At 71.0% G+C, this 16,258-nt stretch carries 13 protein-coding genes; 6 read left to right on the top strand and 7 right to left on the bottom strand.

What is annotated here, in order from left to right; translation table 11 throughout:
* Positions 1-55 precede the first annotated feature (55 nt).
* Complete coding sequence (gene trpD / locus R2D22_RS09350; RefSeq protein WP_318102615.1) at positions 56-1,114, bottom strand: anthranilate phosphoribosyltransferase; 1,059 nt, start codon at positions 1,112-1,114, stop codon at positions 56-58.
* 170 nt (positions 1,115-1,284) lie between these two features.
* Here trpD and pdxR point away from each other — a divergent pair, with 170 nt between their 5' ends.
* A complete protein-coding gene (gene pdxR / locus R2D22_RS09355; RefSeq protein ID WP_318102616.1) occupies positions 1,285-2,682 on the top strand; it encodes a MocR-like pyridoxine biosynthesis transcription factor PdxR in 1,398 nt (465 codons plus the stop codon).
* Here the strand turns inward: pdxR and R2D22_RS09360 are convergent.
* Both R2D22_RS09360 and R2D22_RS09365 read right to left on the bottom strand, forming a co-directional pair.
* Positions 2,666-3,265 (bottom strand): anthranilate synthase component II, encoded by a 600-nt coding sequence (locus tag R2D22_RS09360; protein ID WP_318102617.1) that lies wholly within the window; start codon positions 3,263-3,265, stop codon positions 2,666-2,668. The two genes, pdxR and R2D22_RS09360, sit on opposite strands and share 17 nt — an antisense overlap.
* Positions 3,262-4,815 carry an anthranilate synthase component I family protein gene (locus tag R2D22_RS09365; protein ID WP_318102618.1) on the bottom strand — a complete coding sequence of 518 codons (1,554 nt, stop codon included), beginning with the start codon at positions 4,813-4,815 and terminating at the stop codon, positions 3,262-3,264. The genes R2D22_RS09360 and R2D22_RS09365 overlap by 4 nt, the downstream gene beginning before the upstream one ends.
* Positions 4,816-5,035: 220 nt before the next feature.
* Here R2D22_RS09365 and R2D22_RS09370 point away from each other — a divergent pair, with 220 nt between their 5' ends.
* Entirely contained in the window at positions 5,036-6,412 is a 1,377-nt protein-coding gene (locus R2D22_RS09370; RefSeq protein ID WP_318102619.1) for a class II 3-deoxy-7-phosphoheptulonate synthase, read from the top strand.
* Here R2D22_RS09370 and R2D22_RS09375 read toward each other — a convergent pair.
* Positions 6,405-6,974: a TetR/AcrR family transcriptional regulator gene (locus R2D22_RS09375; RefSeq protein WP_318102620.1), complete on the bottom strand. Its 570-nt coding sequence runs from the start codon at positions 6,972-6,974 to the stop codon at positions 6,405-6,407. The two genes, R2D22_RS09370 and R2D22_RS09375, sit on opposite strands and share 8 nt — an antisense overlap.
* 143 nt (positions 6,975-7,117) lie before the next feature.
* On the opposite strand from R2D22_RS09375, the gene R2D22_RS09380 reads away from it, so the two are divergent.
* The 4 genes from R2D22_RS09380 to R2D22_RS09395 all read left to right on the top strand — a co-directional run bounded on the left by R2D22_RS09380 (position 7,118) and on the right by R2D22_RS09395 (position 12,315).
* The gene (locus R2D22_RS09380; protein ID WP_318102621.1) at positions 7,118-8,590 is read left to right on the top strand and encodes an MFS transporter; all 1,473 of its coding nucleotides are present in this window, start codon (positions 7,118-7,120) and stop codon (positions 8,588-8,590) included.
* Positions 8,591-8,853: 263 nt separating this feature from the next.
* Positions 8,854-9,138 (top strand): hypothetical protein, encoded by a 285-nt coding sequence (locus R2D22_RS09385; protein ID WP_318102622.1) that lies wholly within the window; start codon positions 8,854-8,856, stop codon positions 9,136-9,138.
* Positions 9,135-9,533, top strand: a complete 399-nt coding sequence (locus tag R2D22_RS09390) for a type II toxin-antitoxin system VapC family toxin (RefSeq protein WP_318102623.1) — start codon at positions 9,135-9,137, stop codon at positions 9,531-9,533. The genes R2D22_RS09385 and R2D22_RS09390 overlap by 4 nt, the downstream gene beginning before the upstream one ends.
* Positions 9,534-9,921: 388 nt before the next feature.
* Positions 9,922-12,315, top strand: coding sequence for a SpoIIE family protein phosphatase (locus tag R2D22_RS09395; protein ID WP_318102624.1), 2,394 nt, complete (start codon positions 9,922-9,924; stop codon positions 12,313-12,315).
* 83 nt (positions 12,316-12,398) lie between these two features.
* On the opposite strand, the gene R2D22_RS09400 is transcribed toward R2D22_RS09395, so the two are convergent.
* The 3 genes from R2D22_RS09400 to R2D22_RS09410 all read right to left on the bottom strand — a co-directional run bounded on the left by R2D22_RS09400 (position 12,399) and on the right by R2D22_RS09410 (position 16,102).
* Positions 12,399-13,868, bottom strand: coding sequence for an MFS transporter (locus tag R2D22_RS09400; RefSeq protein ID WP_318102625.1), 1,470 nt, complete (start codon positions 13,866-13,868; stop codon positions 12,399-12,401).
* A gap of 210 nt (positions 13,869-14,078) precedes the next feature.
* A complete protein-coding gene (locus tag R2D22_RS09405; protein WP_318102626.1) occupies positions 14,079-14,441 on the bottom strand; it encodes a hotdog domain-containing protein in 363 nt (120 codons plus the stop codon).
* Positions 14,438-16,102, bottom strand: a complete 1,665-nt coding sequence (locus tag R2D22_RS09410) for a flavin-containing monooxygenase (RefSeq protein WP_318102627.1) — start codon at positions 16,100-16,102, stop codon at positions 14,438-14,440. The genes R2D22_RS09405 and R2D22_RS09410 overlap by 4 nt, the downstream gene beginning before the upstream one ends.
* Between the last annotated feature and the right edge of the window lie 156 nt (positions 16,103-16,258).

The following is a 16,258-nucleotide window of genomic DNA, read 5'->3' on the forward strand; positions in this document are numbered from 1 at the left end:
GCCGCCTACCCGCCCTTCCGGCACCGTGCGGACGGTGCCGGGGCGGCGGGTCCGGTCAGGCGCGCTCCGCACGCTTGGCCGTCAGGGCGCTCCAGCGTTCCAGGACGCCCGCCGCAGCGCCGGAGTCGATCGACTCGGCCGCGCGTCGCAGGCCGTCCGCGAGACGGTCGAGAAGCGGGGCCGGGGACGGGCTCGCCGCAGCGAGGCCGGCCGCGGCGGACAGCAGCACCGCGTCCCGTACGGCCCCCTCGGCTCCGTCGAGGAGCCGACGGGCGGCCCGGGCGTTCTCCGCCGGGTCGCCGCCGCGCAGTTCCTCGGGCCCGCGCCGGCGCAGCCCGAGGTCGCGCGGGTCGAGGACCTCTTCCCGCGTCCGTCCCTCGTGGACCGTCCACACCCGGGAGGTGGTGGTCACCGTCAGTTCGTCCATGCCGTCGTCGCCGCGGAAGACCAGCGCCGAGGTACCGCGCCTCGCCAGCACCCCGGCGACCAGCGGCAGGGCGTCCGCCGCCGCCACGCCGACCGCCTGGGCGGCGGGCGCGGCCGGATTGCACAGCGGTCCCAGCAGGTTGAGGACCGTGCGCACGCCCAACTCCTTGCGCGGGGCGGCGGCGTGCCGCAGCGCCGGGTGGAAGACCGGCGCGAAGCAGAAGGTGATGCCCGCCTCCTCGGCGATCTCCGCCACCGCCTCGGGCGACAGGTCGAGCGTGACTCCCAGCTCCTCCAGGACGTCGGCGGAGCCGCACCGGGACGAGGCCGAGCGGTTGCCGTGCTTGACCACCTTCGCCCCGGCGCCGGCGGCGACGAGCGCGGCCATGGTGGAGATGTTGACGCTGTGCGAGCCGTCGCCGCCGGTCCCGACGATGTCCAGGGCGGGGCCGTTCACGGCGAGCGGGACGGCGCGGCGCAGCATGGCCCGGGTGAACCCCTCGACCTCGTCGACGCTCTCGCCCTTGGCCCGCAGGGCGACGAGCAGCCCGGACAGCGCGGCCGGTCCCACCTCGCCCGCCATGATCCGCTCCATCGCCCAGTCGGTGTCGTCGGCCGTCAGTCCGCCGCCCTCCAGCAACGTCTCCACCAGTGCGGGCCATTCTCGGTTCGTCGGCCGTACGGTCACGCGAATTCCCCTCCCGGGCGCCGGATGAATGCCGTCGCCCAGTGTGCGGGGGTGCGCTCCGGAGCGGACAGACCAATTCCCGGGTGCCCTTGCGGACCAAGTCCCCGGAGAAGACGGAAACCACCCTCCTCACCCGTGAGAAGAGCGTCCACAGAAAGGCCAGGGGAAACATGGGACTTCATCTCGCTGTCGACGTCTCCCGTGATTCCGGGGAATCGCTGACCGCCCAGATACAGGAATTCATCCGCGAGGAGATCCGGGAGGGCGGTCTCCATCCCGGCACCCGCCTCCCGGCCTCCCGCCTGCTCGCCTCCGACCTCGGCGTCTCGCGGAGCGTCGTCGTCGAGGCGTACGCCCAACTCGCCGCCGAGGGCTACCTGGAGGCCGCTCGCGGTGCCGGGACCCGGGTGACCGGGCACCTCTCCCGGGACACCGTGGTGCCCGTACTGCTCGACGACGCCCCGGCCGGGCGGGCGCGGTGGGACCTGCGCCCGGGCGGCCACAACGCCCCCGGGGTGCCGCACCGTGAGTGGCTCACCGCCTACGAGCGGGCCCTGACCTCCCCGCGTCCGCCCGCGCCCGCCTATCCACCGCTGGCCGGAGAGCCGGAGCTGCGCGCCGAACTCGCCCGCCATCTCGGCCGGTTCCGCGGGGTGCGGGCCACCCCGGCCACGGTCCTGGTGGTCTCCGGCTTCGCCCAGGCGCTCGCGCTGCTGTGTGTCGCCCTGCCGGCCCGAGGCATCACCGAGCTGGCCGTGGAGGACCCCTCCCACCCCGGTCAGCGGCGCTTCGTCCAGGACAGCGGTGGTCTCCGGCCGGTGCCGGTCCCGGTGGACGAGGAGGGCATCGACGTGGCCGCGCTCGCCTCGACCGGCGCCCGGGCCGTCCTCGTCACCCCGAACCAGCAGTTCCCGACCGGCGTCGTGCTCTCAGCCGCGCGCCGCGAGGCCCTGGTCCGCTGGGCCCGCGCGGTCGACGGCTGGATCATCGAGGACGACTACTACGGCGGGCTCTGGTACGACGAGCGGACACCCCGCCCGCTTGCGCTCCAGCGTCTCGCGCCCGACCGCGTGGTCCACGCGGGCACCGCCGGCAAGCTGCTCGACCCCGGGCTCCGGCTCGGCTGGCTGACCGCCCCCGAGGAGCTGCTGAACGAGCTGCTGCGGGTCCGTGCGCGGCACGATCTGGGAGGCGACTCCCTCACCCAGCGGGCCTTCGCCGAACTGCTGCGCAGCGGCCTCTACGACCGGCACGTCCGCCGGCTGGCCCGGCGCTGCGCCGACCGCGCCGAGGCGTTGCGGGAGGCCGTGGAGGCCCGGCTGCCGGGGGCGGTCGTCGCCGGTCCCGCCGCCGGCCTGCACGCCTGGGTGCGCCTGCCGCCGCGCACGGACGAGGCCGCGCTGGTGGCCGGGGCGCAGCGGCGCGGAATCCTGCTGCGGGGCGGCGCGGCCTTCTCCGCGGCGCCCCGCCCGACGGCCCCGGCGCTGGTGGTGGGCCATGCCCACCTGCCCCTCTCGGGCATCACCGAGGCCGTCCAGGTGATCGGCGAGGTCATGAACCGGCGGTGAGGACGCGGGGCGGGGCCGCCGCCATCGCGAGGAAGTTCTCCAGGAGCCGCGGCCCGCCCGTCGTCATGACGCTCTCGGGGTGGAACTGCACCCCGAAGACCGGGAGTTCGCGGTGTGCGAGGGCCATCACGTAGCCGTGGTCGACGCTGACGGCGGTGGTCGTCAGCGGTTCGGGAAGGGGGTCGGTCACGATCAGGGAGTGGTAGCGCGTCGCCTCCAGCGTGTTGCCCAGCCCTTCGAAGAGGCCGGCGCCGTCGTGCCGCACGATGCTGGTGCGGCCGTGCATCACCTGTTCCGCCACCTCGATCCGGCCCCCGTACGCCAGGGCGATCGCCTGGTGTCCCAGACAGACCCCGAGCAGTGGCACGGCGCCGGCGAACCTGTGGACGAGCTCGACGTGGCCGGAGTCGGCCGGGTGGCCGGGCCCGGGTCCCAGGACCACCGCGTCGGCGCCCAGCGCCGCCAGTTCGTCCGGGGACCGCGTCCCGGAGCGCACCACCACCGTCTCGGCGCCGAGGGCGCGCAGGTAGCTGTCGATGATGTGGACGAAACTGTCGTACGCGTCGATCAGCAGCACCTTCACGGCAGCAGCTCCTCACCGGTGAGCGCCCAGTGGGCGGCCCCCATCTTCGCCAGCGTCTCCCGCCATTCGGCGGCCGGCTCGGACTGGGCCACGAACCCGGCCGAGCTCTGGGTGGAGTACGTGCCGGCCCCGTCGTACTCCACCGTGCGGATGCACAGCGCCAGTTCGCTCCAGCCGCGCACGTCGAGGAGCCCGACGGCGCCCGCGTACGCGCCCCGCGGCTCGCGTTCGAGGCCGTCGGCGATCTGCATGGCCCGGATCTTCGGCGCGCCGGTCATCGTGCCCGCCGGGAAGGTGGCGCGTACGACCTCCCAGGGGGTGACGCCTTCGGCCGGCCGGCCGGAGACCGTGGACACCAGGTGGAAGACGTGCGAGTAGGTCTCCACGTCCATGAGACTGTCCACCGGGAGCGTGCCGGCCCGCGAGACCCGCCCGATGTCGTTGCGGCACAGGTCCACCAGCATGATGTGCTCGGCCTGTTCCTTGGTGGATTCCCGCATCTCCTTGACGCGCCGCTCGTTCTCGGCCTCGTCGGTGCTCCGGGGTGCGGTGCCGGCGATGGGCCGCATGGTGATCCGGTCGTCCTCCAGCCGGAAGAAGAGCTCCGGGCTCGCGCCGATGAGCAGCCGTTCCGCGCGGGGCACCAGGTACATGTACGGCGAGGGGTTGCGGGCACGCAGCCGCCGGTACACGTCCGACGGCGCGGCGTCGGTCCGCACGTCCAGGCGGTGCCCGACCTGGATCTGGTAGATGTCACCGACCCGGATGTGCTCCAGGCAGCGGTCCGCCCACCGCAGGAACGTGTCCCGGTCCACCGAGTCCCGCACCGACAGCGGCGGCGGCACGTCCGGGGCCTGCGTCCTCGGCTTCCGCGACGCGGCCCGTCGGGCCGCGGCCCACAGCAGCGGGGCGTCCGGGGAGCTCGTGGGCGGGGGCGATGCGAAGGCGGCGCTGTCGCCGCGCAGCCAGGTCACCGTGCCGTCGGCCCGGTCGTACCAGACGGTGTCGCGGAAGAGGGTGAGGGTGATGTCGGGCCCCTGGACGGGCTTGGTGCGTTCGCCCAGCTCCTCCATGTACCAGGTCGACTCGTACGCGAGCGTGGTGAGGAAGCCGAACGCGTAGCCGTCCGGCGGGAGTTCGGTGTCGACCGCGCACAGTCCGCCCCGGGCGGTCTCCAGGAACGCCCACAGGACGCCGGGTTCGCCGGCCGTGAACTCCGCGAGCAGGCCGTGTCCGGCAGGGGCCGGGGCGGCGTCCTGCCGGAGGCCGAGTTCCCGGGCCTCCGCCGACAGCGCCTCGACGAGCGGCGGTTCGCCCTCCACCCGGATCCGGGTGGAGGGGCCGGGACCGCCCGAGACCCGGATGTCGAGGAGCCGGCCGCAGCCGACGACGGCCCGGTCCGGGTCTCGGCCGGTGCCGGAGGCGTTCTCGAAGAGGAAGAGTTCCTCGGCCGGGCAGGTTCCGCGCAGTTCCTCGTACAGGTCGAGCGGATCGTGCGGTGGTACGTCCGACGCCGTGATGCGGACACGGACCGGTGCGCTGCTCGTCATCGTGAGATCTTCCTCGCTTTTCGCGCCGTTCGCGTTTCCCGGCGGTTCTCGGGAAGGAATCCGGAGAACCGCCGGGCCGTGCCAGAAAACAACCAAATGGGCTCGACGGGGAACGTCCAGACCAAATGCGGGGCACCGGGCCGGACCAATTCGGTCCGGCCTTGACGGGAGAACCCCCGAGGAAATTGGGTGCTGTCGCCACGGTTCAGGGGAGGACGATGTGGACAGCACGGAACGGCATGCGGCCGGCACGGAGCACCCGACGGGGTCGGCCGGCGCCGGGGCCGCCGACCAGCAGCCCGACTGGCCCGATCCGGCACGGCTGCGCGAGGTGACCGAACGGCTGGCCGGAGCGCCGCCGCTGGTCTTCCCCGCGGAGTGCGACCGGCTGCGCGAAAGACTCGGCGCCGTCGCCCGGGGCGAGGCGCTGCTCCTCCAGGGCGGCGACTGCGCCGAGACCTTCGCGGGCGCCACCCAGGAGTCCGTCGAGGGCAAGCTGCGCACCCTGCTGCAGATGGCGGTGGTCCTCTCCCACGGGGCCGCCCTGCCGGTGGTCAAGGTGGGCCGGATGGCCGGTCAGTTCGCCAAGCCCCGGTCCCGCCCCGTCGAGCGGCAGGGATCCGTCGAACTGCCCGTGTACCGCGGCGACGCGGTCAACGGCCCCGGCTTCACCGCCCGGGACCGCACCCCCGCCCCGGAGCGGCTCGGACGGATGTACGAGGCGTCGGCGACCACCCTCAACCTGGTACGGGCCCTGACCACCGGCGGCTTCGCCGATCTCGCGCAGGTCCACGCCTGGAACCGGGCCTTCGTCGCCGCCACCCCGGGGAGCCGCCGCTACGAGCGGGTGGCCGACGAGATCACCCGGGCCCTGGCCTTCCTGCGCGCCTGCGGCGGCGACACCCGGGCACTCGCCACCGCCGACTTCCACGTCAGTCACGAGGGTCTGCTGCTCGACTACGAGCGTGCCCTGACCCGTACCGACCCGGAGAGCGGCCGCACCTACGCCACCAGCGGGCACCTGCTCTGGATCGGCGAGCGCACGCGCCGACTCGACGGCCCGCACGTCGCGTTCTTCTCCCGGATCGCCAACCCGATCGCGGTGAAGCTGGGCCCGAGCACCACGCCGGACGAGGTGCTGCGGTACGTGGACCTGCTCGACCCGGACCGCCAGCCAGGACGGCTGACCTTCGTGGTCCGCATGGGCGCCGAGCGGATCCGTGACGCACTGCCCCTCCTGGTGGAGAAGGCGGCGTCCGAGGGCGCCCCGGTCTGCTGGGTGAGCGACCCCATGCACGGCAACACCTTCACCGGCGACGACGGGCGGAAGACCCGTCGGCTCGACGCCGTCGCCGACGAACTGAAGGGCTTCGTCGAGGTCCACCGGACCCTGGGCACCCACGCCGGCGGCGTCCACCTGGAACTCACCGGCGAGGACGTGACCGAGTGCCTGGGCGGCAGCCACACGATCGCCCCCGAGATGCTCTCGCACCGCTACGAGTCCGCCTGCGACCCCCGCCTGAACCCCGCACAGGCCCTCGACCTGGCCTTCCTCCTCGCCGAGTGGTACCGCGACGGGACGGCGGCCCTCAGTTGAGCAATCGGTCGACCAGTCCGTCGATGTAGTCCGGGGCGAGCGGGCCCATGCCGAACAGGACACGGATGTACATCGGGGCCAGGACGTGGTCCAGCACCTCGAACGCGTCCGGTGCGTCCTCGCCACGTTCACGGGCGCGATCGAGCATGGACTGCAGTTGCCGGGTGCGTTCGGTGCGGAGGTCGTCACGAGCCTGCAGGCCCTGCTGACCGTTGCCGGCCAGGGCGACGGCCAGGTGCAGCACCGCCGGGCCGTCCGGGCCGGTGATCTCTCGGGCCACCTGGGCCGCGTACGTACGCAGGTCGCCGGCGAGGCTCCCGGTGTCGGGCATCGGCGACCGCGCGTTGAGGCGGGTGAGCGCCACGTCGGTGAGCAGGGTCTCCAGGTTGCCCCACCGGCGGTAGATGCTGCTGTCGGCCACGCCCGCGCGGGCCGCGACCTCGCCGACGGTGAAGTTGCCGTAGCCGCGCTCGCCGATCAGCTCGGTGACGGCCTGGTGCACCTCCGCGCCGACGCGGGCGCTGCGCCCGCCGGGCCGCCGGGTTCGCTGTCGCTCGTTCATCCCCTCACCTTAACGCAGTTGCGGCTTGCGTTTACGCGCCCACCTCCCTAAAGTCGCCTAACGCAGTCGCCGACTGCTTTAGGGCGCTCAGGTGTATCGCCACCCGCGCCGAACGGGAACAAATGACGATCAAAGGGGGTCCCATGGCCGCATCGCATGCGACGGTGGGCAGTCGATCGAACCGGGCCGTGCTGCTCACGGTGACCTGCCTGGGCCAGTTCATGGTCCTGCTCGACAACACGATCGTCGGAGCGGCGCTGCCGGACATGCAGCACCGGCTGCACACTCAACTGACCGGTCTGCAATGGATCGTCGACGCGTACGTCCTGCTGGTCGCCATGCTGCTGCTGTCCGGCGGCATCTTCGCCGACCGGTTCGGCCGGAAGCGGGTGTACCTGACCGGCGTGGCAGTGTTCACCGTCGCGTCGGTGTGGTGCAGCCTCGCACCCTCGGTCGGCTGGCTGGTCGCCGGCCGGGTGCTGCAGGGCATCGGGGCGGCGGCACTGAGCCCCGCCTCGCTCGCCCTGCTCGTCGCCGCCCATCCCGTGCCACAGGAACGGATCAAGGCGATCGGGCTGTGGGCCGGACTCAGCGGAATCGGTCTGGCCGTCGGCCCCGTGGCCGGCGGCGTGCTGACGGACGCCTTCGGCTGGCCCGCCATCTTCCTGGTCAACCTGCCCGTCGGCGCACTCCTGCTGCTGGTCGGCCTGCGGCACCTCGGCGAGTCCCGCAATCCGAGCGCCCCCGCGATCGACATGCCGGGGACGGCGCTGTCCGTTCTGGGGGTGGGGACGCTGACCTACGGCCTGATCGAGGGTGGTGCCCGCGGCTGGGCCTCGCCGCTGATCCTGGGCAGCTTCACCGCCGCGGTGATCCTCCTCGGCGCCTTCGTCGCCGTCGAAGCGCGTCGTTCCGCTCCGATGCTGCCGCTGCGGCTGTTCCGTCAGCGCCTGTTCACCGTGTCCAACACCGCCATGGTGGTGGTGGGATTCGCGCTGATGGGTTCGTCGTTCTTCTTCTCCCAGTTCTTCGTGTACGTCCAGGGCAGCTCGATCCTCCGCGCCGGCCTGCAGACCCTGCCGACCACCCTCGCCATGGTGATCGTCAGCCCGTACGCCGGCCGGCTCGCCGCCCGTTACGGCTTCCGCCTCCTGGTGACCACGGGCCTGGCCCTGGCCGGCCTGGGACTCCTGGCGCTCGGCACGGTGCACGCCGACACCGGCTACGGGAACGTGTGGTGGCGGCTGGGACTCGTCGGCATCGGCTTCGCCCTGACCATGTCCCCCCTGACAGGAGCCGCCATCCAAGCGGTCAGCCCGCAGGAGGGCGGCCTCGCATCAGGCATCAGCAGCACCACCCGGCAGATCGGCGCGGTGCTCGGCGTGGCGGTACTCGGAGCCGTCGTCCGCACCCGGCAATCCGTCGGCGCCTCCTTCGAGACCGGCCTCAACAGCGCCTTCGTCGCGGCCGGCGCCATCACCTTGGCCACCGCCGCGTTCACCGGCCTGTGGCTGGTGAGGTCCAGGCCCACGGAAGCCCCCGCGGCACCACAACGTCCCACCGACCCAGTCGCGCCCACCCCCTCGAACGCACCCTCCACGTACAGCCCGAACTAGCGGCCCTTACTTCACCGGCTCCAGAATCGCCACGCACTCGACATGGTGGGTCATCGCAAACATGTCGACACGAAAACACGTTAAAGAAAACAGCAGGTCAGCGACTCGTATGGCGCAAATCGGACGCAAGATCAATGTGCGTTACGGGCACTATGGGCGCTACGTGCACCCTCTTGACGCACATCCCAACCGCACACAAGGGCTCCGAGTCCGCCCCCGGCAAAGATCTCGCCTTATAGCATTCGAAATGCCATACTTCCGTCATGGCTGACGACGACACCGACTTCCCTCCCGGCGACGGCCCCACCAGCGGCATCTCCGTCTCCCTCACGGCCGGCACCTTGCAAGCGATCCGTGAGCGGGTCGGCAGGCGGGGTGTCTCCGCGTACCTGGAGAAGGCCGCGCAGCGGCAGATCGAGCGCGACAACCTCAACGAGTTGATCGCCGACTTCGACAAGACCCACGGCCCCGCCGACCCAGAAGCCGTAGCCGCCAAGCGGGCCAAGCTTTCCGGGCGCACTTCCTCCGATGCCGGGGCGGCCGCGTGAGCGGCGCGCTCATCCTGGACAGCGAGGGTCTGGCCAAGGCCGTGCAGCGCGACCGCGAGGTCCATGAGTGGCTCGCCGCCGCCCGCGACACCGACCTTCCGGTGATCACCTCGGCCGCCGTCCTTGTCGAGGTGATCCACCCCCGGATCAACGACGCCGCCCTCAAGTGGACGCTGTCCCGGCTGCGGGTCGAGCCGGTCACCCAGGCCATCGCCCAGTCCGCCGCCAGTCTGCTACGTGCGGCCGGCCTGCACGGCCACAAGTACGCCATCGACGCCATGCTCTGCGCCACCGCCCTCGCCCAGCCAGGCCGCGTCACCATCCTGACGTCCGACGTCGAGGACATCACCATGATCACCTCCAACCACCCACACGTCTCCGCCGAGAAGGTCTGATCCGTGTCGCCCCGGCCTCTCATGCCGGAGCTGTCCGGGACGGGCGAGCTGGTGGGTCAGCGGGGGCCGGGCCTGTGTTCGGTAATCCAGCGGGCGCCGAGCAGGCCCGAGGCGGCTGTGAGCACTGCGGCGGCGATGACGGTGGCGTTCGGCCCGGGGAGGTCAGCGCGGACGAGGGCGCCGGCCGGAGGCCGTCGCTCTGCATCCGCGTCGACGGCTGCCGGCTTCACCGGGCTCGCAGCAAGGTGATCAGCACGCTGCTCACCTGGGTCGGCGACGAGAATCCGGCGATGCCCTGCCGTCGCCATCGTGGCGACCTGTACCCAAGACGCGCCAGGGCGTCCAGGCGTAGCCTTAGCTTCAGACGATCCCGTACCGGGCAGGTCACATGGCCACGACGCATACATCACGCGACACAGGTCATCAGAACCCTTTCGGCATGACCACGGCAGCGATGATCATCGTGGATGCGCAGGGGAAGGTCATTGGCTGGAGCCCGACGGCTCGGGATCTCTACGGTGCCGACACCCGAGATGTGCTCGGCCGCTCGGTGAGCGAGGTTCTGCGAGACGTTCGCGCCCAGGGTGACACGCAAACTTTCTGGGCAGCGGGAGCCTCGGCACCTGAGGAAGCCTGGAGCGAGACCCGTACCGTGCGACGCCCGGACGGGTCGCTGGTGGAGACGGTGCTGCGCATCTTCCCGGTGGAGCAGGACCGGGGACAGCCCGCCTGGGTCGTGATGGCGGCGGCCGGCGCCCGCTATCGGCAGTGGATGACCGAACAGTCGATGTTGTCCGGCCTCTTCACGCAGGCACCTGTGGCGCTGAGCGTCTACGGCCCCGATCTCCGCCTCAAGTGGGTCAATGCCATCGTGCGGGAGGTCATGGGGTGGCGCACCGACGACTGGGTGGGACAGCCCGACAGCACAGTCTTTCCGCACGGCACGATCCTCTCCCCTTCGGGTTACCGGGACATGGACGAGGTACTGGAGCAGGTGCTGCGCACCGGCGAAGCCGTGCTCGACCTCCATTGGCACGGGCCCACCCCCGCCACCTCCGCGCACTACCAGGTCTACTCGTGCTCGTACTTCCGTCTGCAGGACGACGCGGGCCGGCCCCTCGGCGTCTGCGAGGCGGCCGTCGATATCACGGAACGCTACGAGGCACAGTCCCGCTTGGCACTGCTCAGCCGAGCCGGCGGTATCGGTACCACGCTCGACATCGGGCAGACGGTGCGGGAACTCGCAGAGCTCGTGGTTCCGGACTTCGCCGACTCCGCACGGATCGAGGTCGCCGAGACGGTACTGGCCGGAGAAGAAGCCCTGTCCTCGGCCTCCGGCGCGCCGACGGGGCTGCGACTCATGGTGGAGCGCACCACGGGTGACCCTCCAGTAGCGCGAAATGATCCGCTGTTGGGCGTCATCGGCAGTCCGTCGACGACCGAGGGCCAACGCCTGCTCGCCTTGCCTCTGCTCCTCGGCGGCACCGCGCTCGGCACGGTCGCCCTCGGCCGGCAGCCACCCCGTGCACCCTTCACCGAGGAGGACCGCGCACTCGCCGAAGAACTGGCGTCGCGCACCGCGGTGTGCGTGGACAACGCTCGCCGCTACATCCGCGAGCACGGCACGGCGCTGAAACTGCAGCGCGAACTCCTCCCGCAGGTGCTTCCCCGACCGAGCGGAATCGAGCTCGCGCACCGCTACATCCCCGCCACCGGCCCTCTCGGAGTCGGAGGCGACTGGTACGACGTGATTCCGCTGTCGGGCGCCCGGGTCGGGCTGGTGGTCGGCGACGTGGTGGGGCACGGAGTGGACGCGGCGGCCACCATGGGACGACTGCGCACGAGCGTGAGGGCGCTGGCCGCCCTCGACTTGCCACCGGACGAACTCCTGACCCGGCTCGACGACTTGGTGAGTCAGGCACGCGTGGGAATACACCGGACACCGGGCGCCGAGGCGACGGACCGAGCACTGGGGGCGACCTGCCTGTACGCCGTGTACGACCCCAGCTCCCGCACCTGCGCCATGGCCAGCGCGGGCCACCTCCCGCCGGTCGCCTCCGGCGGTGGGACGGGGGCCCGACAGACTGAAGCGCTCGACCTGCCGCCGGGCCCCCCGCTCGGCATCGGCGGGCTGCCTTTCGAGAGCAAGGAGTTCGAATTCGCCGAGGGCACGGTGCTCGCCCTGTTCACCGACGGAATGGTCGAGGCACGCAGCCGGGACGTGGACGAGGGAGTGGCGGACCTGTGCGGCGTACTGGACGCCCCGGCTGGCTCCCTGCAGCAGGCGTGCGACGAGATCGTCTCTCTCCGTGTCCAGGGATCCGTCGACGACGATGCCGCACTGCTGCTGGTACGCATTCACGCGTTGCCCGCGGACAGCATGGCGTTCTGGCACGTCGCCTCCGACCCGGCCGAGGTGGCCGGAGCACGTGCCCTCGTCCGAGGGAAGCTGGAGGAGTGGGGGCTGGACGACGCGGCGTTCGTCCTTGAACTGGTCGTCAGCGAGCTCGTCACCAACGCGATCCGGTACGGCCGCCCCCCGGTCTCGCTGCGCCTGCTCCGCGCCGCCGACCACACGCTGATCTGCGAGGTCTCGGACGGAGGCCACACCTCTCCGCATCTCCGCCGCGCCGGCAACGAGGACGAAGGAGGACGGGGCCTTTTCCTCGTGGCGCAGTTCACCGGCTTGTGGGGTACTCGCTACAGCGACCGGGGCAAGACCATCTGGGCCGAGATCGGGCTGGAGCAGGAAGTGCCGCTGGATCTGTTGGTCGGGCTGTGAGCGCGACGCCTGACCCGCGACTGAGGTGGCGGCGGGTCGCCCCGTCGGTCCGCCGACACCTCCGCCCGGGAACGGCGGCCGGTCTAGGACGCCGTGGCGGGCACGCGCCGGCCGTTGCGCGCTCGTGAGATCAGCACGGCGACCACGATCAGCGCGGCCAGGCCGACCGAGATCCAATAGCCCGTGCCGTAGAGGCTTTCCTCGGCGACCTCGATGTCCGTTCCGGGAACGGGGACGACCGAGGCGCTCAGCACGCCGGTGACCAGTGCCGATCCGAAGGCGATGCCGATCGCCATGGCAGTGCCGGCCACCCCCGCCGCCATCCCGGCCTTCTCCTCGGGCACCGCCATCTGGGCGATGCTGAAACCGGCCGTATATCCCATGCTGCACCCGAGGCCGATCACACCGGCGCCCACGAGATAGTGCCACGGGTGGTCGTGGGCCAGAGCGAGCCAGGCGAGTCCCGCGGCACTGATGAGCGCACCGTTCACGAGCACAGCGGTGCCGCGCCCCTTTTCGATCGGCCCCCTGACCACCTTGCCACCGACCACGAACATCACCGCGAAGGGCACCATGAGCAAGCCCGTCTGCAGCGCGGTGCGACCGAGACCGTATGCCTCCTCGGGCGGGAGGTACGCGGGAACGACCTGGCTGTACGTGCTCAGCAGCAACAGGAACGCCGCGTTCACAGCTCCGAACAGGGCGATCGACAGGGATGCCACGGTGACGGAGGGCGCCTTCAGCAGCGCCGCGTCGAACACCGGCGCAGAGGACCTGCGTTCGACACGCACCCACAGGGCCGCGCCGACGACACCGGCGAGCAGCGGGGCGACGGCCGCGCCACCCCACACCAGTCCCTGCGTCAGCGTCAGCAGCACCGCCGCGACCCACGCGATCATCCACACCGTGCCGAGCGCGCCGACGCGACCGGAGGACTGCGCCGGCGGGGAGTGAGGGACGAGCGCGAACGAGGCGATCGTCGTCGCCGCGAACGCCGCGGTAAGGATCCAGAAGAAGCTGCGCAGGGACAGGTCCTGGACGAGGAGTCCACCGCCGATCATGCCCACGACAATCCCGACTCCTGTCGCGATGACCAGCACCTCGACTGCCGTGGTGATCCCGTGCTCCGCCAGGTTCCGCCGCAGGAAGCCCAGAGGCAGCATCTGGGCTGCGCTGCCGAAGCCCATGATCGTGGAACCGATGAGCAGAGCCGGGTACGAGTCGCCCACGGCGGGCACGAACGCTCCGACGGTAAGACACGCGGACGCGAACACGGACGCATTGCGATCGCCGTACACATCGGCGAGTCGCGGCAGCAGGATGTAGCCCGCGCCTCCTCCCAGCGTGAGCGCGGTGAAGATCCACATGGTCGCGGACACGGTGGTGAGTCCGTACTGCGCCTGGATGATCGGCAGGAGCGGCGGCAGGATGAAGAGGACCGCGTTGGTCAGGATGACGAGCAGGGCGCCGATTCCGATGAGCGCCCTCTTCTGCGGCGCCTTGCCGGCTCTCGACTCCCCGGCCAGGCCTGTCGATTCATTGATCTCAGTCATGTTCGTCTCCGATGTGATGGGGGGGGCGGGACCACGCGTCCATCGGCCGGCCTGCCGCCGGATGCCGGCAGGCCGAACGTCGTACGTATCGCTCTCCTGTGCGGTGGAGGTCCGGTCGGCGCCCGAACGGCGCCTCCCGGTGCGGCGGGGGCCTTCGGGCCCACCACCGTGAACTGCGGTTTCAAGCCGCCGTGACGACTACCGCTGGTTTCAGCTCGCCGGGACGACAGCGGTCCCTCGTGCCCGGGTGGCCACGATGGGCTCTGCCAGCACCTCGGCCCGGCCGCTGTCGTCGACACCGCGGCAGATGATGCGCAGTTCGAAGTCGACGGTCCGGCTGCGGGTCCCCTTCGATGCCAGGCGCGCCTCGGCTTCGACGACGTCGCCGCCGCGGACCGGGGCGAGGAACTCGACCGACGCATAGCCGGCGAACAGGCTCTCGTGGCCGTCGATGGTGATCGCCAGGTGCGTTCCTGCGTCTCCGAACAGCTTCAGCCCGAAGGCCCCGTCGACCAGGTTCCCCGCGTAGTGCGCCTCGGAGTGGGCGACGTAGCGCTGGTGCACGACCTTCATGCGATCTCCTCATGGATGCGGCCGAGGCGGCGGGCGACGCTCTCGCCGTCGAGCTCGATGCCCGGGTAGCCGCGCTTGGCGAGTTCGGTGCACATCCGGCGGTACTTGCCGACACCGCCCACATATCCGAGGAAGGTCGTCGGCTTGCCGGCCACGTTCGACCCCCGGTACCAGGAGTCGGCGGTCGCGTAGAGCGTCTGGTTGACCGTGTCCTCGGTGATCTTCACCCAGTCGCCCTGCGCCTCGACCGTCGGCTCGATGACATCGACGCCCTCGGCCTTCGCGTGCCCGATCAGGTCGGTGATCCAGTCGACGGCCTGCTCAATCGTGACCACGACATTGCTCGCGAGCGCGGGGCTCTGCGGTCCGGCGATCATGAAGAAGTTCGGGAACCCGGCGGCCATGATGCCCAAGTACGTCCGGACGCCCTCGCTCCACGCGTCCTGGAGCCTGCCGGACTCCGGGGTGGAGACGTTGAGCGCGAACAGCGGGCCGGTGAAGGCGTCGAATCCGATCGCCAGCACGACGGCTTCGACCTCGTAGGAGCCGGCGCTCGTGACAATGCTGTCGCTCGTCATGGTCTCGATCGACTCGTCGCGCAAGGAGACCACCGACACGTTCGGGCGGTTGAAGGTCTCGTAGTAGTCGGTGCCGAAGCAGCTGCGCTTGGCGCCGAGCGGGTGGAAGCGGGGTTCGAGGACGGCGGCGGTCCTCGGGTCCCGGACGATCTCGCGGATCTTCCCGCGCACGAACTCCGCCGCGGTCTCGTTGGCCCTCGCATCGGTCAGCAGATCGGAGAACTCGCCGCCGACGCCGTTGAATCCACTGCGCTCATAGGCCCGCTCGTAGCGCTCATGCCGCTCCTCGTCGGAGACATCGAACGCGGCGGCGTCCGGAATGCGGTCCGGGATGCCGCCGAGCGAGTGGCGGCACTCCTCGCGGATCGCCGCGTAGCTGCTCTTGATCTCGTCGACGAAGTCCGCCGCCAGCGCGGCGTTCCGGGCCGGAAACACGTAGTTGGGGGTGCGCTGGAACACGGTGAGGTGCTCGGCGACCTCGGCGATGAGCGGAATGCACTGCACCGCGGACGACCCGGTGCCGATCACGGCGACACGCTTGCCCGCCAGGTCGCTCAGCGGAATGTTCCACCGGCTCGTCGAGACCGTGGTCCCGGTGAAGTGCTCCAGGCCCGGCACATCGAAGTCCTTGGGCGTCGAAAGGCCACCCGAGCCGGCAAGCAGATGGCGACCCCGCCGGGTCCCACCGGAGTCGAGGGTCACCTCCCAGAGCCGCTCGTCAGGGAGCCAGGTCGCGGACGTCACCCGGGTCTCGAAGCTGAAGTGCCGGCGCAGGTCGAAGCGGTCCGCGACGTGATTGATGTACCTGAGGATCTCGGCCTGCGGAGCGAAGCGCTCAGTCCACGTCCACTCCTGCAGCAGCTCGTGGCTGAACGAGTACGAGTAGTAGATGCTCTCGACGTCGCACCGGGCACCGGGATACGTGTTCCAGAACCAGGTGCCGCCGACGCCGGGCGCGGCTTCGAATCCGGCGAAGGTCCAGCCCTTCTCGGCTGCCTTGTACGCCGCGTAGAGGCCGGAGAATCCCGCGCCGACACAGACGAGGTCGACGACGGGAACAGGGGGCGGAGCGGTCTCAGTCATGTGAGTGCCTTCGGATAGTCGAAATGCGAGTGCCGTCTGGACATCAGGGCTTCGTCTCGCGGAGGGGAGCCGTTCGCCCCTCGGTGCGCCGAGCGCGCGCATCATGGTCATCCGACTTAGTCGTATGACCAACGGAATCTAGCCACGGACCCGAGG

This window comes from Streptomyces sp. HUAS YS2, assembly GCF_033343995.1.
Lineage (GTDB): Bacteria > Actinomycetota > Actinomycetes > Streptomycetales > Streptomycetaceae > Streptomyces > Streptomyces solicathayae.

What these genes read in the sequence shown, in the direction of transcription:
- pdxR (WP_318102616.1), top strand. Translation starts at nt 1,285, where the DNA reads ATGGGACTTCATCTCGCTGTCGACGTCTCCCGTGATTCCGGGGAATCG.
- R2D22_RS09365 (WP_318102618.1), bottom strand. Translation starts at nt 4,815, where the DNA reads ATGACGAGCAGCGCACCGGTCCGTGTCCGCATCACGGCGTCGGACGTA.
- R2D22_RS09375 (WP_318102620.1), bottom strand. Translation starts at nt 6,974, where the DNA reads ATGAACGAGCGACAGCGAACCCGGCGGCCCGGCGGGCGCAGCGCCCGC.
- R2D22_RS09380 (WP_318102621.1), top strand. Translation starts at nt 7,118, where the DNA reads ATGGCCGCATCGCATGCGACGGTGGGCAGTCGATCGAACCGGGCCGTG.
- R2D22_RS09385 (WP_318102622.1), top strand. Translation starts at nt 8,854, where the DNA reads ATGGCTGACGACGACACCGACTTCCCTCCCGGCGACGGCCCCACCAGC.
- R2D22_RS09395 (WP_318102624.1), top strand. Translation starts at nt 9,922, where the DNA reads ATGGCCACGACGCATACATCACGCGACACAGGTCATCAGAACCCTTTC.
- R2D22_RS09400 (WP_318102625.1), bottom strand. Translation starts at nt 13,868, where the DNA reads ATGACTGAGATCAATGAATCGACAGGCCTGGCCGGGGAGTCGAGAGCC.
- R2D22_RS09405 (WP_318102626.1), bottom strand. Translation starts at nt 14,441, where the DNA reads ATGAAGGTCGTGCACCAGCGCTACGTCGCCCACTCCGAGGCGCACTAC.
- R2D22_RS09410 (WP_318102627.1), bottom strand. Translation starts at nt 16,102, where the DNA reads ATGACTGAGACCGCTCCGCCCCCTGTTCCCGTCGTCGACCTCGTCTGT.